We start from the raw sequence: 16,422 nt of genomic DNA, 5'->3' as shown, positions 1-16,422 counted from the left end.
GGAAAGGGCCCTCACGGCATCAGCTGGTACTCATAAAGCTTCTGATAAAGCCCGCCCTGCTTGAGCAGCGTTCTGTGCGCGCCGCTTTCCACCATCCGGCCTTTTTCCAGCACAACGATCGTGTCGGCCTGGTGCACGGTCGACAGCCGGTGCGCGATCACGATCGTCGTGCGTCCGACAGTGAGCTGCTGCAGCGCGTCGCGGAACAGCGCTTCCGATTCGGCGTCGAGCGCGCTGGTCGCCTCGTCCAGAAGCAGGATCTCGGCGTCGCGCAGCATGGCGCGCGCGATCGAGATGCGCTGGCGCTGGCCGCCCGAGAGCAGCGAACCGTTCTCGCCGACTTCGGTCTCGTAGCCCTTGGCCGTGGCGCTGATGAAGTCATGCGCGTTGGCGGCCTTGGCGGCGGCGATCACCTCTGCGTCGGTCGCGTCCTCGCGGCCGAGCCGGATGTTGTGCATGATGGTGCCGGCAAACAGGAACGTGTCCTGGCTGACATAGGCGATCTTCTTGCGGACCGAGTCGAGCGTCGCGAAGGAAATGTCCTGGCCGTCGAAGAGCACTTTGCCGCTCTGCGGATCGTACATGCGCATGATCAGGTTGAGGATCGTCGACTTGCCGCTGCCGGAGGGCCCGACCAGCGCCGTCATCTTGCCGGCCTGAAGCGTCAGGTTGAAGCCTTCGAACACCGGCGCACTCTCCGGATAGGCAAAGGTCACATCCTCGAAACGGATTTCGCCGGGTCCCGGCCGCAGCGGCTTGGCATCGGGCTTTTCGGCCAGCGTCAGTGGCCGGTCGGCGAGCTGGAACATCATGCGCACGCCGACAATGCCGGTTTCGAGCGAGATGCGCACCCGCGCCAGACGCTTGGCCGGCTCATAGGCAAGCAGCAGCGCCGCGATGAAGGCCATGATGTTGCCGGGCATCTGGCCGCCCTGCAGGACCAGGAAACCGCTGACGAAGACGGCGCCGGCGATTGCCAGGCCGGCAAGCGTCTCCATCACCGGACTGGTGGCTGCTTCCAGCGTGGCGATGTTGTTGGCGCGGCTCTCGACGTCGGAGACCGCCTTGTACATGCGCTTGCGCATCGCGCCTTCGAGATTGAAGGATTTGACGACGCGCACGCCGATCGCCGTTTCCTGCATGACATGCACGATCTGGCCGAGCGACCGGAATTCCTGCTTGGCGATCTTGCGCACGCGCTTCAGGATGCGGTTGACGCCATAGACCGCGATCGGCCCGACGGCGAAGCAGATGATGGACAGTCCCGGCTGCTGCCAGACCATCAGCGCCAGCAGGGAAACCAGGGTCACCAGGTCCCGCACATAGGACGTGACGACGAGGTCGAGCACGTTGCGCGCCGCCTGCGCGTTGTTGGTCATGCGCGTGATCAGCTCGGACGACGATGTCGAATGGTAGAATTCGATGCCTTGCGCCAGGATCCGGTCATAGATCTTGCGCTGCCGGTCGGCGATGATGGCATTGCCGACCCGGCTCATGAAATAAGCCTGGATGAAGCCGGCAAAGCCCTTGAGGATGAAGATCGCCGCGGTCGCCAGCGCTATGAAGTTGACCTGGTCCACCCGCTTGTAGACGACGAATTCGTTGGTGATTTCGCGCAGCATGTAGGCGCTGGCGGCCGTCGTGCCGGCCACCACCAGCATCGACAATATGGCGAAGGCATATCCGACCTTGTGCTCCCGGAAGGATTCCCTCACCAATCTCGCGATGAGCTGCTGGTTTTCCGTTGAGCGGAAGAAGCGAAACAACGGCTGATCCCATGCCTGCTAATTTCGGATTCGCCAGGGAGGCGAGAGGCGGCTTATAGAGCGAGTTGCCCCCGGATGGAACCTGTGCCGCTCCGGCGCGATAAGACGGCTGTGGCGGGGTGTCCTTGGGCCGCGCTTTGTGATTGTTTCCTTCAGAGGGGATGACGACAGATGGATTTCGACCTCATCGTGCGCGGCGGCACGCTGCCCGACGGCAGGATTGCCGATATCGGCATTGTCGGGGAGACGATTGTCGCCATCGAGCCCGAGCTTGCCGTCACAGCCGGCACGGCTATCGACGCGAGCGGCAATCTGATCTCGCCGCCCTTCGTCGACCCGCATTTCCATATGGATGCCACGCTGTCCTACGGCATTCCGCGCATCAACGCCTCCGGCACATTGCTCGAGGGCATAGCGCTGTGGGGGGAATTGAAGCCGATTCTGACGCATGAGGCCGTGCGCGACCGCGCGCTCGCCTATTGCGACTGGGCAGTGTCGATGGGTCTGCTCGCCATCCGCAGCCATGTCGATGTCTGCGACGACCGGCTGCTCGCGGTCGAAGCCTTGCTCGACGTGAAGAAGACCGTCGCCCCCTATCTCGACCTGCAGCTGGTCGCCTTTCCGCAGGACGGGTTCTACCGCTCGCCGACAGCGCGCGAAAATACCATCCGCGCGCTCGACATGGGCGTCGACATCGTCGGTGGCATTCCGCATTTCGAACGCACCATGGCAGACGGCACGCGCTCGGTGACCGAGCTTTGCGAGATCGCCGCAAAACGCGGCCTGATGGTCGACATGCATTGCGACGAGACCGACGATCCGTTGTCGCGCCACATCGAGCAGCTCGCTTATGAAACGCGCCGCCTCGGCCTGCAGGGCAGGGTGGCCGGGTCGCACCTCACCTCGATGCATTCGATGGATAATTACTACGTCTCCAAGTTGCTGCCGCTGATCGCCGAAGCCGGCGTCTCGGCGATCCCCAATCCGCTGATCAACATCATGCTGCAGGGCCGGCACGACACCTTCCCGAAGCGGCGCGGCCTGACCCGGGTCAAGGAGATGCTGGCGCTCGGCATCCGCGTCGGCTGGGGCCAGGATTGCGTGCTCGACCCGTGGTATTCGCTCGGCACCGCCGACATGCTCGACGTCGCCTTCATGGGCCTGCATGTGGCGCAGATGTCGAGCCCGGCCGACATGGCGCGCTGCTTCGACATGGTCACCAACGTCAACGCCGCCATCATGGGCCTCGATCATCTGGGTCTCGCCGTCGGCAAGCGGGCGAGCCTGGTCGTGCTCGATGCCGGCGACCCGGTCGAGGCCATCCGCCTGCGCCCCGAGCGCCTTTGCGTCATCGCCCGGGGTAAGGTGGTGGCAGAACGGACGAAGCAGGAAACCAGGCTTTCGATCTCGGGCCGTCCGGCGCAGGTGAACCGGCGGCATAAAGCAGGCTAGAACCAGCCGATTCCCGCCACTGGTCCCACCGAACGGCTGAATCTCACTCGTCAAACCGGTTGCTTGCGGCTAGGGACCCGCAATGGCTCAGTCCCTCGCCCGCGGCTTTACGATCAAAAACGTGCTTCTGGCCGGCATCCTCCTGATGCTGGCCGGCGACTTCATGTTTGCGCTCAACGACGCCATGGGCAAATGGCTCGTCGCCAGTTTTTCCGTCGGTCAGGTGGTGTTGATCCGCTCGATCGGCGCCTTCATCGTGCTTGGTCCGATGATCGCCAACCAAGGCACATCCAAGCTGTTCCACGTCGAGCGGCCGCTGCTGCAGGTCCTGCGCGTGGTGGCGACCACTTTGGATACCGGCTTCTTTTACGCCGCGGTTGTCTATCTGCCTCTTGCCGACGTTATGAGCTTCTACATGGCTGGCCCGATCTATGTCGCGGCGCTCTCCCATCTGCTGCTCGGCGAGAAAGTCGGCTGGCGCCGCTGGCTGGCAATCCTGATCGGCTTTGGTGGTGTCTTGATCATCCTAAAGCCCTCCTCGGCCGCTTTCTCGCTTTCGTCGGCCTATGCCCTGATCGGTAGCATCGCCTTTGGTTTCGCCATCATCCTCGGTCGTCGCCTGCGCGGCACGAGCGACACGACTTTGGTGACCTGGCAGACGATCGGCACACTGCTGGTCGGCGGCGTGCTGACCATTGGCGCCTGGCGCACCCCGTCGGCGCTCGATTTCGGCGCCATGCTGCTGCTTGGCGTCGTCTCCTGCGCCGCCCATCTGATGATCACCAGGGCCTTGAAGCTGGCGCCGGCCTCGACGCTGGCGCCACTACACTACACGCTGCTTTTGTGGGGCATTGTCTTCGGCCTAGTCTTCTTCGGCGACGTGCCGAGCCCGCGCATCCTCATCGGCTCGGCCATCGTCGTGCTCGCCGGCATCTTCATCTTCCATCGCCAGAAGGTAGTGGAAACCGTGGTGCCGCCGGAGAACGTGCCGAAAGGCGTCAATTAGGGCCCGGGATTTCCGGTGCCTAACCAGCGCGTACCGCCGCAAGATGCCTTGAAAAATCGGCCGTCTCCATTAGCGCCTTGCAGCGGGCAAAGCGGCCATCAGCATAGGCGCGGAAATCGTCGACCGGATTGTTGTTGGCAAGCTGGATCAGCCCCCACAGCGTCCAGAGCAGGTCGCACATCGCCTTGTAGATGACGACGCGGCCGCGGTCGGCCGGCTTTGCCTCGCCGCCGAAATAGGCGCGCATCATCTCCTCGTCCTGGGCAGCATTGAACCGGCCCTCGACGGAAAGGTCGCCGAGATCCCACAGCGGATCGTTCATGCCGGAATATTCCCAGTCGACGATCCACATCTTGTCGCCCGTATCGAGGAAATTCTCGCATAGCGGGTCGCAATGGCAGGCAGTGAGCGGGGCAGGGTGGGCGGCGAGGGCGCCACGCACGCTGCCAGCTTCGCGCACCACGTCATGGTAGCCGGCGGGCAGCGCTACATCCTTGGTCGACAGCACCTTGAGATAGTCGTCGATCATGGCGAACAATTCGAAACGGAAGGGGAAGACAGCACCCGACGAATGCAGCTTGCGGAAGGCTTGGCCGGCGCGCGCGGGGCTGCCCGGTCGTGTCTTGAATTTTTCCGGCGTCATCGTCTCGGCGCCGGCGATAAAACGCGTCGCCATCAAGCCCGATGCTGGATCGGCATACAGCACGTCGGGGCTGACGCCGGCCCTGGCCGCTTCGCGTGCCGCCACCACCTCGTTGGCCCGGCTGATGTATTCCTCGGTGCCCTTTCCGGGAATGCGCAGACAAACCTCGCCAGCCCGGTAGACCATGTTGGTGAGGCCGCCGAGCCGCTCCAGCGGTCCGTCATAGCCGGCGAGCGTCGGAATGGCGGCCAGCGCCGTGCGTAACTCCTCGATCACTCCCGTGTCCCCTTTCGCCATTATTGTGCCTCTGACGGTTCCACAGTTTTTATTGCTTGGCTATGATTGGTTGGACATGAATCGGGTTTGGGAGCGGCAATGGCGGACGACAAGCACAGCGGCGCCTTGAGCGCGGCCTATGCCGCGAAGCGGCCCGAAGACGTCGCCGCGATCTATGACAACTGGTCCGAGACCTATGATTCCGACATGTCGGCCGCCGGGTATCGCCACCCGACGATCTGCCTAGCGCTGCTTGCCCGCCACCTGCCGCGTGGCGCCGAACCCTTGCTCGATGCCGGCGCCGGCACAGGCCTCATCGGCGAGTGGCTCATCATCACCGGCTATCCGAATGTCGAGGCGCTCGACATCTCGCAAGGCATGCTGGACAAGGCAGCGGCCAAGGGCGTTTACAAGGCGTTGCATCGCCTGGCCATGGGAGGGCCATTGCCCTTCGCCGACAATGCCTATGCCGGGATCATTTCGGCCGGCGTCTTCACCTCGGGCCATGTCGGCGTCGAGGGCCTGGACGAGCTGATCCGCATCTGCCGCCCGGGCGGTGTCATCGTGCTGACGGTCAAGAACACGCTGTGGCTGGCGGGCTTTGCCGAACGCGTTGCGGCGTTAGAAGCCGAAGGCACGCTGGCGCGGATCGAGGAAACGCCGCCCTACGCCTCGATGCCGGGCGAGTCCGACACCGTGCCAAGCCGGGGCCTCGTGCTGCGCGTCAGCTGACGGCCATCTCAGGCTTTTGTCTTGGTGTTTGCCGGATCATACATCGGCTCGAGATGGATTTTTGCCGGCGTGCGTTGCATCGCCACGACCAGTTCATAGGCACCCGAGGTGAGGAAATCGTCGCTGACGCCCTCGGTGTCGCGCACGTAGCCGTAGCCGATGTTCTTGCCAAGCGTGTAGCCGTAGCCGCCGCTGGTGAGATAGCCGACCGGCTCGCCATTGCGCAAGATCGTCTCGCGGCCGACGAGGACGATTTCCGGATCGTCGACCGTGAAGCCGGCAAAACGTTTTGTCAGCGCCTTGCCGGGCGCTTTCTCCAGCGCCCGGCGGCCGACGAAGTCGGTGTTCTTGCGAAGCTTCACTGCCCAGCCGAGGCCGGCCTCCAGCGGCGTGTCGTTCGGCGTGATGTCCGATCCCCAGGCGCGGTAGCCCTTCTCCAGCCTGAGCGATTCCAGCGCCCGGTAGCCGACCGGGCGGATGTCATGCGGCTTGCCCGTCGCCATCAGCGCGTCGAAGACCTCGCCCGTGGCGGCGATCGGCACATGCAGTTCCCATCCGAGCTCGCCGACATAGGTGACACGCAGCGCCCGCACCGTATGGCCGGCGATCCCGATCTCGCGGACATGGCCGAAGGGGAAGACGGCATTGGAAACGTCGGCGTCAGTCACCGCCGACAGCACGTCGCGCGCGCGCGGTCCCATCAGCGACAGCGTGCCGAACGCTTCGGTGACGTCCTCCAGCCTGGCGTCGAGGCCGGCGCCGATATGGTCGCCGATCCAGGACAGATCATGCATGCGGAAGCCGGTGCCGGTGACGATATAGAACCAGTCTTCGCCCAATCGTGAGACCGTCAAGTCCGCCTCGATGCCGCCGCGCGTGTTGAGAAGCTGCGTGTAGGTCAGCCGACCGACCGGCTTGTTGACGTCGTTGGCGCAGATCCAGTCGAGCGCCTTCAGCGCGTCGGCGCCGGTCAATTCGTATTTGGCGAAGGAGGACTGGTCGAAGATGCCGACCTTCTCGCGCACATGGCGATGCTCGTCGCCGACCGGGCCGAACCAGTTCTGGCGGCCCATCGAATAGACATCCTCGGGCTTGGTGCCGTCCGGCGCGAACCAGTTCGGACGCTCCCAGCCGAGCTTGGAACCGAACACGGCACGCCGGGCCTTCAGCCGCTCGTAGAGTGGCGAGACGATGCGCGGCCGTCCCGACAGATATTCCTCATGCGGGAAGCCGACCGTGTAGTGTTTGCCATAGGCTTCGAGCGTGCGGTCACGGACCCAGTCGCGGTCGCGGTGCAGGTTGGAAAAGCGCCTGATGTCGACGACCCAGAGATCGAGCGGCGCCTCGCCGTCCACCACCCATTGCGCCAGCACCCAGCCGGCGCCGCCGCCCGATGCGATGCCGAAGGCGTTGAAGCCGGCGCCGACGAACAAGTTAGAACATTCCGGCGCCACGCCGAGAATGAAATTGCCGTCCGGCGTGAAGCTTTCCGGCCCGTTGATCATCTGCTTGACGCCGACATGCGCGAGCGCCGGCACACGCTCGATCGCCTGGGTCATATGCTGTTCGAAATGGTCGTAGTCGTCGTCGAACAGGCGGAACTCCCAGTCGTTGGGAACATCGCCCGTCGTCCAGGCCTGCGGGTTGGGCTCATAGCCGCCCATCACCAGCCCGCCGACCTCTTCCTTGAAATAGGTGCGGCGGTCCGGGTCCCGGATCGTCGGCGCGTCGGTCGCCAGACCGTCGATCTTTTCGGTGATGATGTACTGATGCTTGACCGGCTGCAGCGGCACGTTGATGCCGGCCATCGCGCCGACCTGGCGCGCCCATTGCCCGGCGCAGTTCACCACCTTGTCGCAGGCGATATCGCCCTTGCTGGTCTTTACCGCCGTGATGCGGCCTTCCTTCATCTCGAACCCGGTGACGCGCACATCCTCGTAGAGCTTTGCGCCATGCATTCGCGCGCCCTTGGCGAGCGACTGCGTGATGTCGGAGGGGCTGGCCTGTCCGTCGGTCGGCAGCCATGAGGCGCCGACCAGATCGCCGGTTTCCATCAGCGGCCACATACGCTTGACCTCGGCCGGCGACAGCAGCTGCATGTCCATGCCGAAGCTTTTCGCCGTCGTCGCCAGGCGCTGGAACTCGGTCCAGCGGTCGGCATTGGTCGCCAGTCGCAGGCATCCCGTCATCTTCCAGCCGGTCGCCAGCCCGGTTTCCGCTTCCAGCCCCTTATAGAGCTCGACCGAATATTTGAGCACACGCGTGATCGAGGCCGAGGAGCGCAACTGTCCGACCAGTCCGGCCGCGTGCCATGTCGAGCCTGACGTCAGTTTGCCCTGTTCGAGCAGCACCACGTCGGCCTTGTGGTCGCGCGCCAGATGATAGGCCGTCGAGCAGCCGATGATGCCGCCGCCGATGACGACGATTGCGGCATGGCTGGGCAGGGTCATGGCTTTGTTCCGTACTTGGTCCGGTAGTTGTCCAGCGCCGCGTCGAGCCGCTTGAGGTTCTCCTCGGTATAGGCGACGTAGTCGATGCCGGGCGCGTCGAGATAGAGCTCGGAGACCATGCTCCACATCGCCTCGCGCAGGAGCGAGGCACATTGCATGGCGGCATGCGAGCGCCGCACCTCGCTATCCGGCTCCCTCATGAAATAGGCGGTCAGGAAGGCGTTGGATTCATCGTCGCTCATGCCGGCGTTGGAGGTCACGCCCGCAAGGTCGAACATGGCGGTGTTGAAACCGGCATATTCGAAATCGATCAGCCACAACCGCCTGCCGTCGTCGAGGATATTGGCCGGCAAAAGATCGTTGTGGCCAAAGACGATCGGCAACAGTTTCTGCGCCCTTTCGAGCTCGTCGGCCAAAGAAAGATAACGCGGCAGCTCGGCCTTCTTGCGACTGCCGCCATCGTCGAGCGTTCGCGCGTAATCGCGGATGACGTGGAACACCCAGAACATGAAACCGGCGCCGGAGACGTGGTTGGGCATCTCGCGATGGAAGGAGCGCAGCAGTCCGGCGACGCGGCCGAAATTGGCGCGCACGTCCTCGGCGAGAAAGGTTCTCGCGCCGAGAAATTGCGTCACCAGGATGCCCGGCTCGGAATAATGCACGGCCGGCGCAAAACCCGCGGCCTGTGCCGCCCGGGCGGTCATCACCTCGCGCTCGCGGAAGACGTGATGGAATGGGAAATCCTGGCCAAAGCGCACCACGTGCCGCCCGGCGGCGTCCGTGACGACAAAATTGGCGTTGCTCAAGCCGCCCGGCAGCGGCTCGATCTCGATGCCGCCGTTCCAGCACGGCAAGGCGCGGATGCGGTCTTCGGCGCTCACGATTTCGCTCCGGCCTCAGCCGCCCCCCGGCAAAATGACGATGGGAGAAAACAAAAAAGCCTCGTCGGTGCGAGACGCCAGGATCGGTATCCCGCACCGCACCGACGAGCCCCTTGGCCAGGTTTGTAATCCCGGCATCCGCCCCCGCGGATCTGAAAAAAGCGTGCGCCTGACAAATTCCAGACGCTCTGGTCGCTAGGTTCCGGCTCTGCCATCACCCTCCCGTGGCGGTTCCGAAACCAATCACTGCAGCCATTTCGCGCCAGGGTGGCAGGACTGTCAATCAAAAGCTGTGACCTTTTTTGGGTGTTTTGCCCGAATGTATAAGCAATTTCTTTAAAAGCGTTAGGAATACCTTAGATTCGGTCAAAATCTTCGGACATTCAGATGATCCATTCGAAACGGCATGGCGAGATCCTGCGGCTCCTCAACGAGGAGGGCACGATCACCATCGCCAGCCTCGCCGAACGTCTCGGCGTGTCGCTGGAAACGGTGCGGCGCGACGTCAAGCCGCTTACCGATGACGGGTCGGTGCTCAAGATGCACGGCGCCGTCGGCCTAGCGGTGCTGGGCGGCGAGGCGCCGTTCGAGCGCCGCATGCGCGAGAATGCCGAGGGCAAGCGCCTGGTCGCCCGCATGGTTGCCGCCACCATCCGCGACGGCGAGTCGATCATGCTCGACAGCGGCACGACGACGTCCTTCCTGGCGCGCGAGTTGCTTGGCCACCGCCGGCTGACGGTGGTGACCAACTCCTCCGACATCGCCCGCACCCTGGCGACGGTCAACGGCAACAAAGTTTACATGGCCGGCGGCGAATTGCGCAGCGATCTGGGCGCCGCCGTCGGCGTCTCGGCGATCGATTTCATCAGCCACTTTTCCGTCAGCCACGCGGTGATCTCGATCGGCGCGGTCGATGTTGTCGCCGGCCTTACCGACTATGACCTTGAGGAAGCGGAGTTCGCTCGCATGGTGCTGTCGCGTGGCCAGCGCTCGCTGGTCATCACTGACCACACCAAATTCGGCCGCCAGGGGCTGGTCCGGGTCTGCGGCTTCGACGGTTTTTCCGAACTTGCTACCGACCAGGCGCCGCCGCGCGACATTGCCGCCGCGCTGAGCCAGGCAGGCGCGCGGCTCACTATCGCGACAGCCTAGAGCAATTCCAGGAAAAGTGTGATCGGTTTTCCGCCCGGAATTGCTTCAAAACAAAGAGATAGAGCGGTTCGCCGTTTCCGTGAAACGGTGAAACGCTCTAGTGCTTCTCAGGTTAGCTCTAGCCGAACACCAGCGACTGGTGGGCGGCGACGCCGGCCATGGCGCCGCCGGACACCGCAAAGGCGATGTTGTGCATCATGCGCGCCGCGTCCCCGGCCGCAAAGACGCCCGGCACCGATGTCTGCTGCTTGTCGTCCACCACGATCGCGCGGCCGAGCGGGCCTTCGTTGAAAGCGCAGCCCAATTGCTCGGCCAGCGGGCTGACCATTTCGTTGCGCGGCGCGGTGAACAGCGGCCTCACGCCGTCGCTACGATTGCCATCGAGCCTGACGACCAGGCCGCCGTCGCCGTCATCCTTCAGTTCGGCCACTTCGGCAGGCTCGAAGCGGATCTTGCGCTTCTCCAGTGCCTGCGCCTGCTCGGCGTCCGGCTCGAACAACCCGTTGGCGAACAGCGTGACATCGCCCCAGTCGGAAATCAGCTCGGCCTGATGCAGCGACATCGGCCCGGTCGCCAGCACACCGAGCGGCCCGCCGGCGACCTCGTAGCCGTGGCAGTAAGGGCAGTGCAGCACCGTTCTGCCCCATTGCGCCGCCAGTCCGGGAACGTCAGGCAGGATATCGCGGACGCCTGTTGCGAGCACCAGTCGCGCAGCGTCGAAGCCTTCGCCATCGGCCGTCCTGATCTCGAAACCACCCTTGGCGACCATGGCCTGATCCGCGCGTCCGGCAATCACCTTGGCGGTCGGATAGGCAAGCAGCTGCCGCCTGCCTTCTGCCAGTATAGCCGCTGGCTCGCGCCCGTCCTGGCCGAAGAAACCATGCGAATGTTCGGCAAAGCGGTTGCGCGGTTCGCCGGCATCGATCACCAGCACCTTGCGCCGCGCTCGCGCCGCATACATGGCTGCGGACAGGCCGGCGAAACTGCCGCCGATGACGATGACATCATACTGCATGGCTGGATACTCCAATCAGGTCATAACGGCGGCGGAAATCGGCTGTCAGGTCGGCCAGCGTGATATGGCTGAGCTTCTCGGTGAGCAGCCTTTCCGCCTCGATGCGGAAATCGTCGAGCACGGCGATCACCGCTTGCTCGACAAGGCATCCGGGACTTTCCGGCTCAGTGCTGAACGGCAGCAATGTCTCGCCGAGCGCGGTGCTGATCTCGGCTAGTGAAATCCTGTCCGGCGCCCGGCCGAGCAGCAGTCCACCGCCATGGCCGCGTGAAGAGGTGACGATGCCCGCCTCGCGCAGGCCGGCGATGGTGCGGCGCACCACCACCGGATTGGTGTGGATGAAAGTGGCGAGTTGCTCGGAGGTCAGCGCCCGTTCGGGCTTCTCGGCCATGTGGACCAGGATGTGCAAGGTGGAGGACAGTCGGCTGTTGCGTTTCATGTAACTTAGTTAGTTACGATTTCAGGCGATGTCAAATCCTCACGCAGCAACGGAGACTGCAAAGGGCCCAGTGCCTTATGCGGTCGGGAAGGTCATCCTGAAGCAGGCGCCGCCGACCTTGCCGTCGGAGACCTCGACCTTGCCGCCATGCAGATGCATCAGGTCGCGCACAAGATTGAGGCCGAGCCCGGCGCCATGGTCCTGCGGATGCAGGCGATAGAACGGCTCGAAGATCCGCTCCCTTTCGGGGGTCGGCACGCCGTCGCCCTCGTCCAGCACCTCGATCGTGGCGGGCGGGCGCACGCTGATGGTGATCCGCCCGGCCTTGCCGCCATGATCGATGGCATTCTGGATGAGATTCATCAGGGCGCGCTCGATCGCCATGCGGTCGCCGCGCACGGTAAGTTTTTCGCGGGCCGGCTCGAAGGACATTTCGTAACCGGCCGCGAAGGCGATCGGCGCCAGGTCGACCACGACATTGCGCGCCACGGCCACCAGATCGACCGATCCGAACTGTTCGGCCAGACGGTCGAGCCGCTGCAGGTCGAGCAACTGATCGGCAAGCGTCGAGAGCCGGGCCGCGTCCTGCAGCAGCCGGGCGCGCTCGGGCGTCGCCGGCAGCGCGGCGAGCCGCGTGTTGAGGATCGCAACCGGTGTCCGGAGCTCATGGGCGGCATCGCTCAGGAAGCGCTTGTGGCGTTCATAGCCGGTGTCGAGCCGCGCCACTGCCGCGTTGACCGCGGTGACCAGCGGCGTCACTTCCTTCGGTACGCCGTCCAGCGGCAATCGCATGCCGCGTTTGTCGATGTCGATCTGGCCGGCGGCTGTCGCCGCGCGCCCGAGGCCCGACAGCGCGCCACGCACCACCCAAGGCGTAGCAAACAGCGTCGCCAATCCCATCAGGCCGGCCAGCGGCAATATCCCCCACAGAAAGAATTGCGGGAACTGGCCGAGCAGGCGCAACATGGAGAGCCCGCCCTTGGTGCCGCTCATGATCTGCACGCTGCCCACCGCCGTATCGGTCCAGCGGATCTTGCCACCGGGCGGTGCTGCCTCGCCGATGGCGGAATCGATACGCGCGTCGCTGATGGTGTCCAGGAGGCCGACAAACGGCTGGTAGACGGCCGGTACCGTGCCCTCCTGCAACCGGTGTCCGTCCTTGTCGCGGATGATGAACCACAGATCCGGAACATCCGACCGTAGCCTGGCAAGCTCGGACGTATTCTTGAGCGCCAGCCCGCCCTTCGCATCGCGCGAGATCGCCTCGAGCAGCACGTCCATCGTGCCGTCCTCATAGTCGTGCGGGATCAGTCCGCTGGCGATCAGCGCGCCGATGATGCCGGCGATGATCAGCGTCAGCATCACGCATTGCAGCACCGCGATGCGCAGCACCAGGCTCCATTTCAGCGAGCGCGGCTGACGAAGGCTCATGTGGTCTCGCGCAAAAGGTAGCCGACGCCGCGTATGCCGTTGATGACCACGCCGCTCTCCGCCTCGGTCAGCTTGCGGCGCAGGCGCGAGACATGGGTGTCGAGCGCGTTGGATTGGATCTCGTCGTCGAGCCCGAACACCGCCTCCATCAGGGCCTCGCGCTGCACCATGCGGCCGGTGCGCCGCATCAGGGCTTCCAACACCAGCAGCTCACGGCGCGGCAAGGCGAGCGGCTCGCCGCGGATCGAGGCCTCGCGATGCCCGACATCGAGCGCAAGATGGCCGGCGCGGATCGTCTGCGTCTCGATCGGCGCCGGCCGTCTCAAGAGGGCCCTGAGCCGCGCCAGCAGCTCCTCGAAGGCAAAGGGCTTCGCCAGATAGTCGTCGGCGCCGAGGTTGAGGCCATCGACTTTGTCGGCGATATCGCCCCTGGCGGTCAGCATCATAACCGGTGTCGTGTTCCTGGCGGCGCGAAGCTTCGGCACCAGCGACAGCCCGTCGCCATCCGGCAACTGCCGGTCGAGCAATATGGCGTCATAGCTGTCGACGGCGACGAACCCTTCGGCCTCCAGCAGCGAGCCGGCATGGTCGACCACCATATCGTGCCGCTTCAGCGCCGCGCGCAGCGCCGACACCATTTCCGGTTCGTCCTCGACCAGCAGGATACGCATCCACAATCCTTTAACAGTCCTTTGCCGGCCGACTATCGCGCCAAGATTGCGCAAACATGGCGCCAATTTCGCCGGGCCGCCGCCGTTTTTCTTTGCGTGCCCCGAACCACGCAATGTCCATGCAATGCCGCGCCCGCAAACAGCGCCTCGTCGAATGCCGGACGCGCGAATCGTCCGCGCAAGAAATGAGGTCACTATGCCTGCCAATGACGCTTTGTCTTTCCTCATGGCCTGGACGCTGTCGCCCTTGCGGATCGGCTCCGTGACGCCTTCCAGTTCAAGTCTTGCGACACTGATGACGCGCGAGATCGGTCCCGAGACGGGGCCTGTGCTGGAGCTCGGGCCGGGCACTGGTCCCTTTACCCGCGCCTTGCTGGAACGCGGCGTGCGCGAGAAGGACCTGACGTTGATCGAGGCCGATCCCGACTTCGCGCTTCTGCTCACCCGCCGCTTTCCGGCCGCGCGCATCTTCGAGATGGATGCGGTGAGCCTGCGCCATCTGCCGTTGTTCGACGGTCCTGTCGTCGGCGCCGCCGTCTCCGGCCTGCCGTTCCGGCTGATATCGCCGCGCAAGACTTTCGCCATTCTGGAAGGCGTGTTCGACAATTTGCGTCCGGGCGCGCCCCTTTACCAGTTCACGCTTGGCCATCGCTGCCCGTTCGACCAGACCTTGTTGGACAGGCTGGACCTCGAGGTGACGCGAATCGGGCGGACATTCCGCAATTTCCCGCCGGCTACCGTCTACCGCGTTTCCAGGATAAAGAAGCTCACAACTTATGACTGGCGCTTTTCATGACCGATTTCCTCTCGGCAATATTGGGATTGGGACTGTTCGGCGCCGCTTGCCTGGCCTTCACCGAAAAGATCCTGCCCGTGCCGCCCTCGCACGCCGTGCTCCTGTTCCTCGGCATGGCGAGAGCGCCTGACCTGGCGACGCTCGGCATGTTGCTGTTGGTGACGACGCTGGCGTCGACCGCCGGCTGCCTGTTCTGGTACGCGATGGGTGGCCGGCTGGGGCCGGAGCGCGCCGATGCGGTGATCCGGCGTTTTGGCCGCTATATTTTCCTGCGCCACGACACCTATCTCCGCTTCGCCGGCGCTTATCGCCGCAACCACATGCGGGCCTCGCTGCTGGCGCAATTCGTGCCCACCGTGCGCAATTATCTGCCGATTGCCGCCGGCGCCTTGCGCCTTCCGGTCGTGCCCTTTGCTGTCGCTACCCTGTTTGGCGCCATGCTGTGGAACGGCGGCTTTCTCGTCGCCGGCTATGCGATGCACGACGGCGTTCACGATCTGCCGTCCGTCGCCTTCCGCATCATGGCCATCGTGCTGGCTGTCGAAATCTCGTTCTTCGTCGCGCTGCGCTATCGCCGGCTATGGTGGCCGCGCGCCGGTACGGCAAAGAGCTAGAGGCGCGCCGGAGCAGACGGCTTCCTTTCCCGGTCGCGCCGGTGTTTAGTCCGGCCATGGCCTTCACCATCCGCCAACTGCAGTTCTTCGTCGCCGTCGCCGAGCAGGGCACGGTGTCGGGCGCCGCGCAGAACCTCTCGATCTCGCAATCCTCGGTCACCGAGGCGATCAAGGAGCTCGAAAGCGATCTCGGCGTCGAATTGTTCGAGCGTCATCCGCGCGGCCTCAACATCACGCACAAGGGCCACCAGTTTCTGCGCCACGCGACCAAGATCCTGGCCGATGTCTCCGACGCGCGCCGTGCCTTCTTCGGCGAGCAGGCCGTGACCGGCGGCCGGCTGCAGCTCGGCGTCACCTCGCTGGTCGCGGGCTATGTGTTGTCCGACCTGCTTGCCCGCTATCGTCGCGCCTATCCTGGCGTCGAGGTCTCGGCCATCGAGGACAATGGCGACTATCTCGAGCACCTCTTGGTCGGCGGCAAGCTCGACATCGCGGTGATGGTCACCTCCAACCTGCGCGATCGCACCGCGCTGCAGTCCGAAATCCTCGAAGTCTCTGCCTACCGGCTCTGGATCCCGCTCAGCCACAAGCTTGCCAGCGCCGATATCATCTCGATCGGCGACATCGCGTCCGAACCGTTGATCATGCTCACCGTCGACGAGATCGAGGAGAACACCGGCAAGCTTTTGGCTGCGCTCGGCGCGAAGCCGCACGTCGCCTTCCGCACCCGCTCGGTCGAAGCGGTGCGCAGCCTGGTTGCCACCGGCGCCGGCGTGGCGCTGCTGCCGGATCTGGTCTATCGGCCCTGGTCGCTGGAAGGCGACCGCATCGAATCCCGCGACATCTCCGGCTCGCTTCCCGTCGTCCAGGTCGGCACGGTGTGGCGCCGCGGCTCCGGCCTGCCGCAGGCGGCGCGCGATTTCATCGGGCTTGCCCAGTCGCAACGGACGGTCCGTCAACGCGCTTAACCGCGGGGGTCGAGTTATCGGAAAAAACGATATCGGCTTTCTGATAAATGAATTTGCGAAACCGGGATTTTCAAAGCACCTTCCGTTTCAGGGACCAAAACCGCCATCAGAGCGGCATCGTGTCCATCGA

The 16,422-nt window shown here is 64.3% G+C and carries 15 protein-coding genes; 7 read left to right on the top strand and 8 right to left on the bottom strand.

The genetic code is table 11. The features are described 5' to 3' along the window. Positions 1-11: 11 nt before the first annotated feature. Positions 12-1,766, bottom strand: a complete 1,755-nt coding sequence (locus AB6802_RS01175; RefSeq protein WP_371008162.1) for an ABC transporter ATP-binding protein — start codon at positions 1,764-1,766, stop codon at positions 12-14. A gap of 171 nt (positions 1,767-1,937) precedes the next feature. On the opposite strand from AB6802_RS01175, the gene AB6802_RS01170 reads away from it, so the two are divergent. Further along, the gene (locus AB6802_RS01170) at positions 1,938-3,218 is read left to right on the top strand and encodes an amidohydrolase family protein (RefSeq protein WP_371008161.1); all 1,281 of its coding nucleotides are present in this window, start codon (positions 1,938-1,940) and stop codon (positions 3,216-3,218) included. Positions 3,219-3,300: 82 nt separating this feature from the next. Beyond that, positions 3,301-4,224, top strand: a complete 924-nt coding sequence (locus AB6802_RS01165; RefSeq protein WP_371008160.1) for a DMT family transporter — start codon at positions 3,301-3,303, stop codon at positions 4,222-4,224. Between the two features lie 19 nt (positions 4,225-4,243). Here the strand turns inward: AB6802_RS01165 and AB6802_RS01160 are convergent, their stop codons facing one another. Next, entirely contained in the window at positions 4,244-5,164 is a 921-nt protein-coding gene (locus AB6802_RS01160; RefSeq protein ID WP_371008159.1) for a phosphotransferase, read from the bottom strand. 78 nt (positions 5,165-5,242) lie between these two features. Between AB6802_RS01160 and AB6802_RS01155 the strand changes: the two genes are divergently transcribed. Then, entirely contained in the window at positions 5,243-5,875 is a 633-nt protein-coding gene (locus tag AB6802_RS01155) for a class I SAM-dependent methyltransferase (RefSeq protein ID WP_371008158.1), read from the top strand. An 8-nt stretch (positions 5,876-5,883) separates the two neighbouring features. Here the strand turns inward: AB6802_RS01155 and AB6802_RS01150 are convergent, their stop codons facing one another. Together AB6802_RS01150 and AB6802_RS01145 are read right to left on the bottom strand one after the other, a co-directional pair. After that, positions 5,884-8,325, bottom strand: coding sequence for an FAD-dependent oxidoreductase (locus tag AB6802_RS01150; protein WP_371008157.1), 2,442 nt, complete (start codon positions 8,323-8,325; stop codon positions 5,884-5,886). Next, on the bottom strand, positions 8,322-9,206 hold the full coding sequence (locus AB6802_RS01145) for a phosphotransferase (protein WP_371008156.1): 885 nt from the start codon (positions 9,204-9,206) through the stop codon (positions 8,322-8,324). Before AB6802_RS01145 ends, AB6802_RS01150 begins: the two co-directional genes overlap by 4 nt. 387 nt (positions 9,207-9,593) lie before the next feature. Here AB6802_RS01145 and AB6802_RS01140 point away from each other — a divergent pair, with 387 nt between their 5' ends. After that, on the top strand, positions 9,594-10,358 hold the full coding sequence (locus tag AB6802_RS01140; RefSeq protein WP_371008155.1) for a DeoR/GlpR family DNA-binding transcription regulator: 765 nt from the start codon (positions 9,594-9,596) through the stop codon (positions 10,356-10,358). Between the two features lie 118 nt (positions 10,359-10,476). On the opposite strand, the gene AB6802_RS01135 is transcribed toward AB6802_RS01140, so the two are convergent. The 4 genes from AB6802_RS01135 to AB6802_RS01120 form a co-directional block, all read right to left on the bottom strand. After that, positions 10,477-11,373, bottom strand: a complete 897-nt coding sequence (locus AB6802_RS01135; protein WP_371008154.1) for an NAD(P)/FAD-dependent oxidoreductase — start codon at positions 11,371-11,373, stop codon at positions 10,477-10,479. Beyond that, entirely contained in the window at positions 11,363-11,812 is a 450-nt protein-coding gene (locus AB6802_RS01130; protein WP_371008153.1) for an Rrf2 family transcriptional regulator, read from the bottom strand. Before AB6802_RS01130 ends, AB6802_RS01135 begins: the two co-directional genes overlap by 11 nt. A gap of 75 nt (positions 11,813-11,887) precedes the next feature. Then, positions 11,888-13,243 carry a sensor histidine kinase gene (locus AB6802_RS01125; RefSeq protein WP_371008152.1) on the bottom strand — a complete coding sequence of 452 codons (1,356 nt, stop codon included), beginning with the start codon at positions 13,241-13,243 and terminating at the stop codon, positions 11,888-11,890. Then, positions 13,240-13,914 (bottom strand): response regulator transcription factor, encoded by a 675-nt coding sequence (locus AB6802_RS01120; protein WP_371008151.1) that lies wholly within the window; start codon positions 13,912-13,914, stop codon positions 13,240-13,242. The genes AB6802_RS01125 and AB6802_RS01120 overlap by 4 nt, the downstream gene beginning before the upstream one ends. Before the next feature lie 196 nt (positions 13,915-14,110). Here AB6802_RS01120 and AB6802_RS01115 point away from each other — a divergent pair, with 196 nt between their 5' ends. Genes AB6802_RS01115 through AB6802_RS01105 form a run of 3 tightly spaced genes read left to right on the top strand, consistent with a single transcriptional unit; the run spans position 14,111 to position 16,292 of the window. After that, entirely contained in the window at positions 14,111-14,710 is a 600-nt protein-coding gene (locus AB6802_RS01115; RefSeq protein ID WP_371008150.1) for a class I SAM-dependent methyltransferase, read from the top strand. Further along, a complete protein-coding gene (locus AB6802_RS01110) occupies positions 14,707-15,324 on the top strand; it encodes a DedA family protein (RefSeq protein ID WP_371008149.1) in 618 nt (205 codons plus the stop codon). Before AB6802_RS01115 ends, AB6802_RS01110 begins: the two co-directional genes overlap by 4 nt. 56 nt (positions 15,325-15,380) lie before the next feature. Next, on the top strand, positions 15,381-16,292 hold the full coding sequence (locus tag AB6802_RS01105) for a LysR substrate-binding domain-containing protein (protein ID WP_371008148.1): 912 nt from the start codon (positions 15,381-15,383) through the stop codon (positions 16,290-16,292). The last annotated feature ends 130 nt before the right edge of the window (positions 16,293-16,422 follow it).

The organism is Mesorhizobium sp. RCC_202, from assembly GCF_041355295.1.
Classification (GTDB): domain Bacteria; phylum Pseudomonadota; class Alphaproteobacteria; order Rhizobiales; family Rhizobiaceae; genus Mesorhizobium.
This window is presented reverse-complemented; position numbering and strand designations above follow the sequence as displayed.

What these genes read in the sequence shown, in the direction of transcription:
- AB6802_RS01170 (WP_371008161.1), top strand. Translation starts at nt 1,938, where the DNA reads ATGGATTTCGACCTCATCGTGCGCGGCGGCACGCTGCCCGACGGCAGG.
- AB6802_RS01165 (WP_371008160.1), top strand. Translation starts at nt 3,301, where the DNA reads ATGGCTCAGTCCCTCGCCCGCGGCTTTACGATCAAAAACGTGCTTCTG.
- AB6802_RS01160 (WP_371008159.1), bottom strand. Translation starts at nt 5,164, where the DNA reads ATGGCGAAAGGGGACACGGGAGTGATCGAGGAGTTACGCACGGCGCTG.
- AB6802_RS01155 (WP_371008158.1), top strand. Translation starts at nt 5,243, where the DNA reads ATGGCGGACGACAAGCACAGCGGCGCCTTGAGCGCGGCCTATGCCGCG.
- AB6802_RS01150 (WP_371008157.1), bottom strand. Translation starts at nt 8,325, where the DNA reads ATGACCCTGCCCAGCCATGCCGCAATCGTCGTCATCGGCGGCGGCATC.
- AB6802_RS01140 (WP_371008155.1), top strand. Translation starts at nt 9,594, where the DNA reads ATGATCCATTCGAAACGGCATGGCGAGATCCTGCGGCTCCTCAACGAG.
- AB6802_RS01135 (WP_371008154.1), bottom strand. Translation starts at nt 11,373, where the DNA reads ATGCAGTATGATGTCATCGTCATCGGCGGCAGTTTCGCCGGCCTGTCC.
- AB6802_RS01130 (WP_371008153.1), bottom strand. Translation starts at nt 11,812, where the DNA reads ATGAAACGCAACAGCCGACTGTCCTCCACCTTGCACATCCTGGTCCAC.
- AB6802_RS01125 (WP_371008152.1), bottom strand. Translation starts at nt 13,243, where the DNA reads ATGAGCCTTCGTCAGCCGCGCTCGCTGAAATGGAGCCTGGTGCTGCGC.
- AB6802_RS01120 (WP_371008151.1), bottom strand. Translation starts at nt 13,914, where the DNA reads ATGCGTATCCTGCTGGTCGAGGACGAACCGGAAATGGTGTCGGCGCTG.
- AB6802_RS01115 (WP_371008150.1), top strand. Translation starts at nt 14,111, where the DNA reads ATGCCTGCCAATGACGCTTTGTCTTTCCTCATGGCCTGGACGCTGTCG.
- AB6802_RS01110 (WP_371008149.1), top strand. Translation starts at nt 14,707, where the DNA reads ATGACCGATTTCCTCTCGGCAATATTGGGATTGGGACTGTTCGGCGCC.
- AB6802_RS01105 (WP_371008148.1), top strand. Translation starts at nt 15,381, where the DNA reads ATGGCCTTCACCATCCGCCAACTGCAGTTCTTCGTCGCCGTCGCCGAG.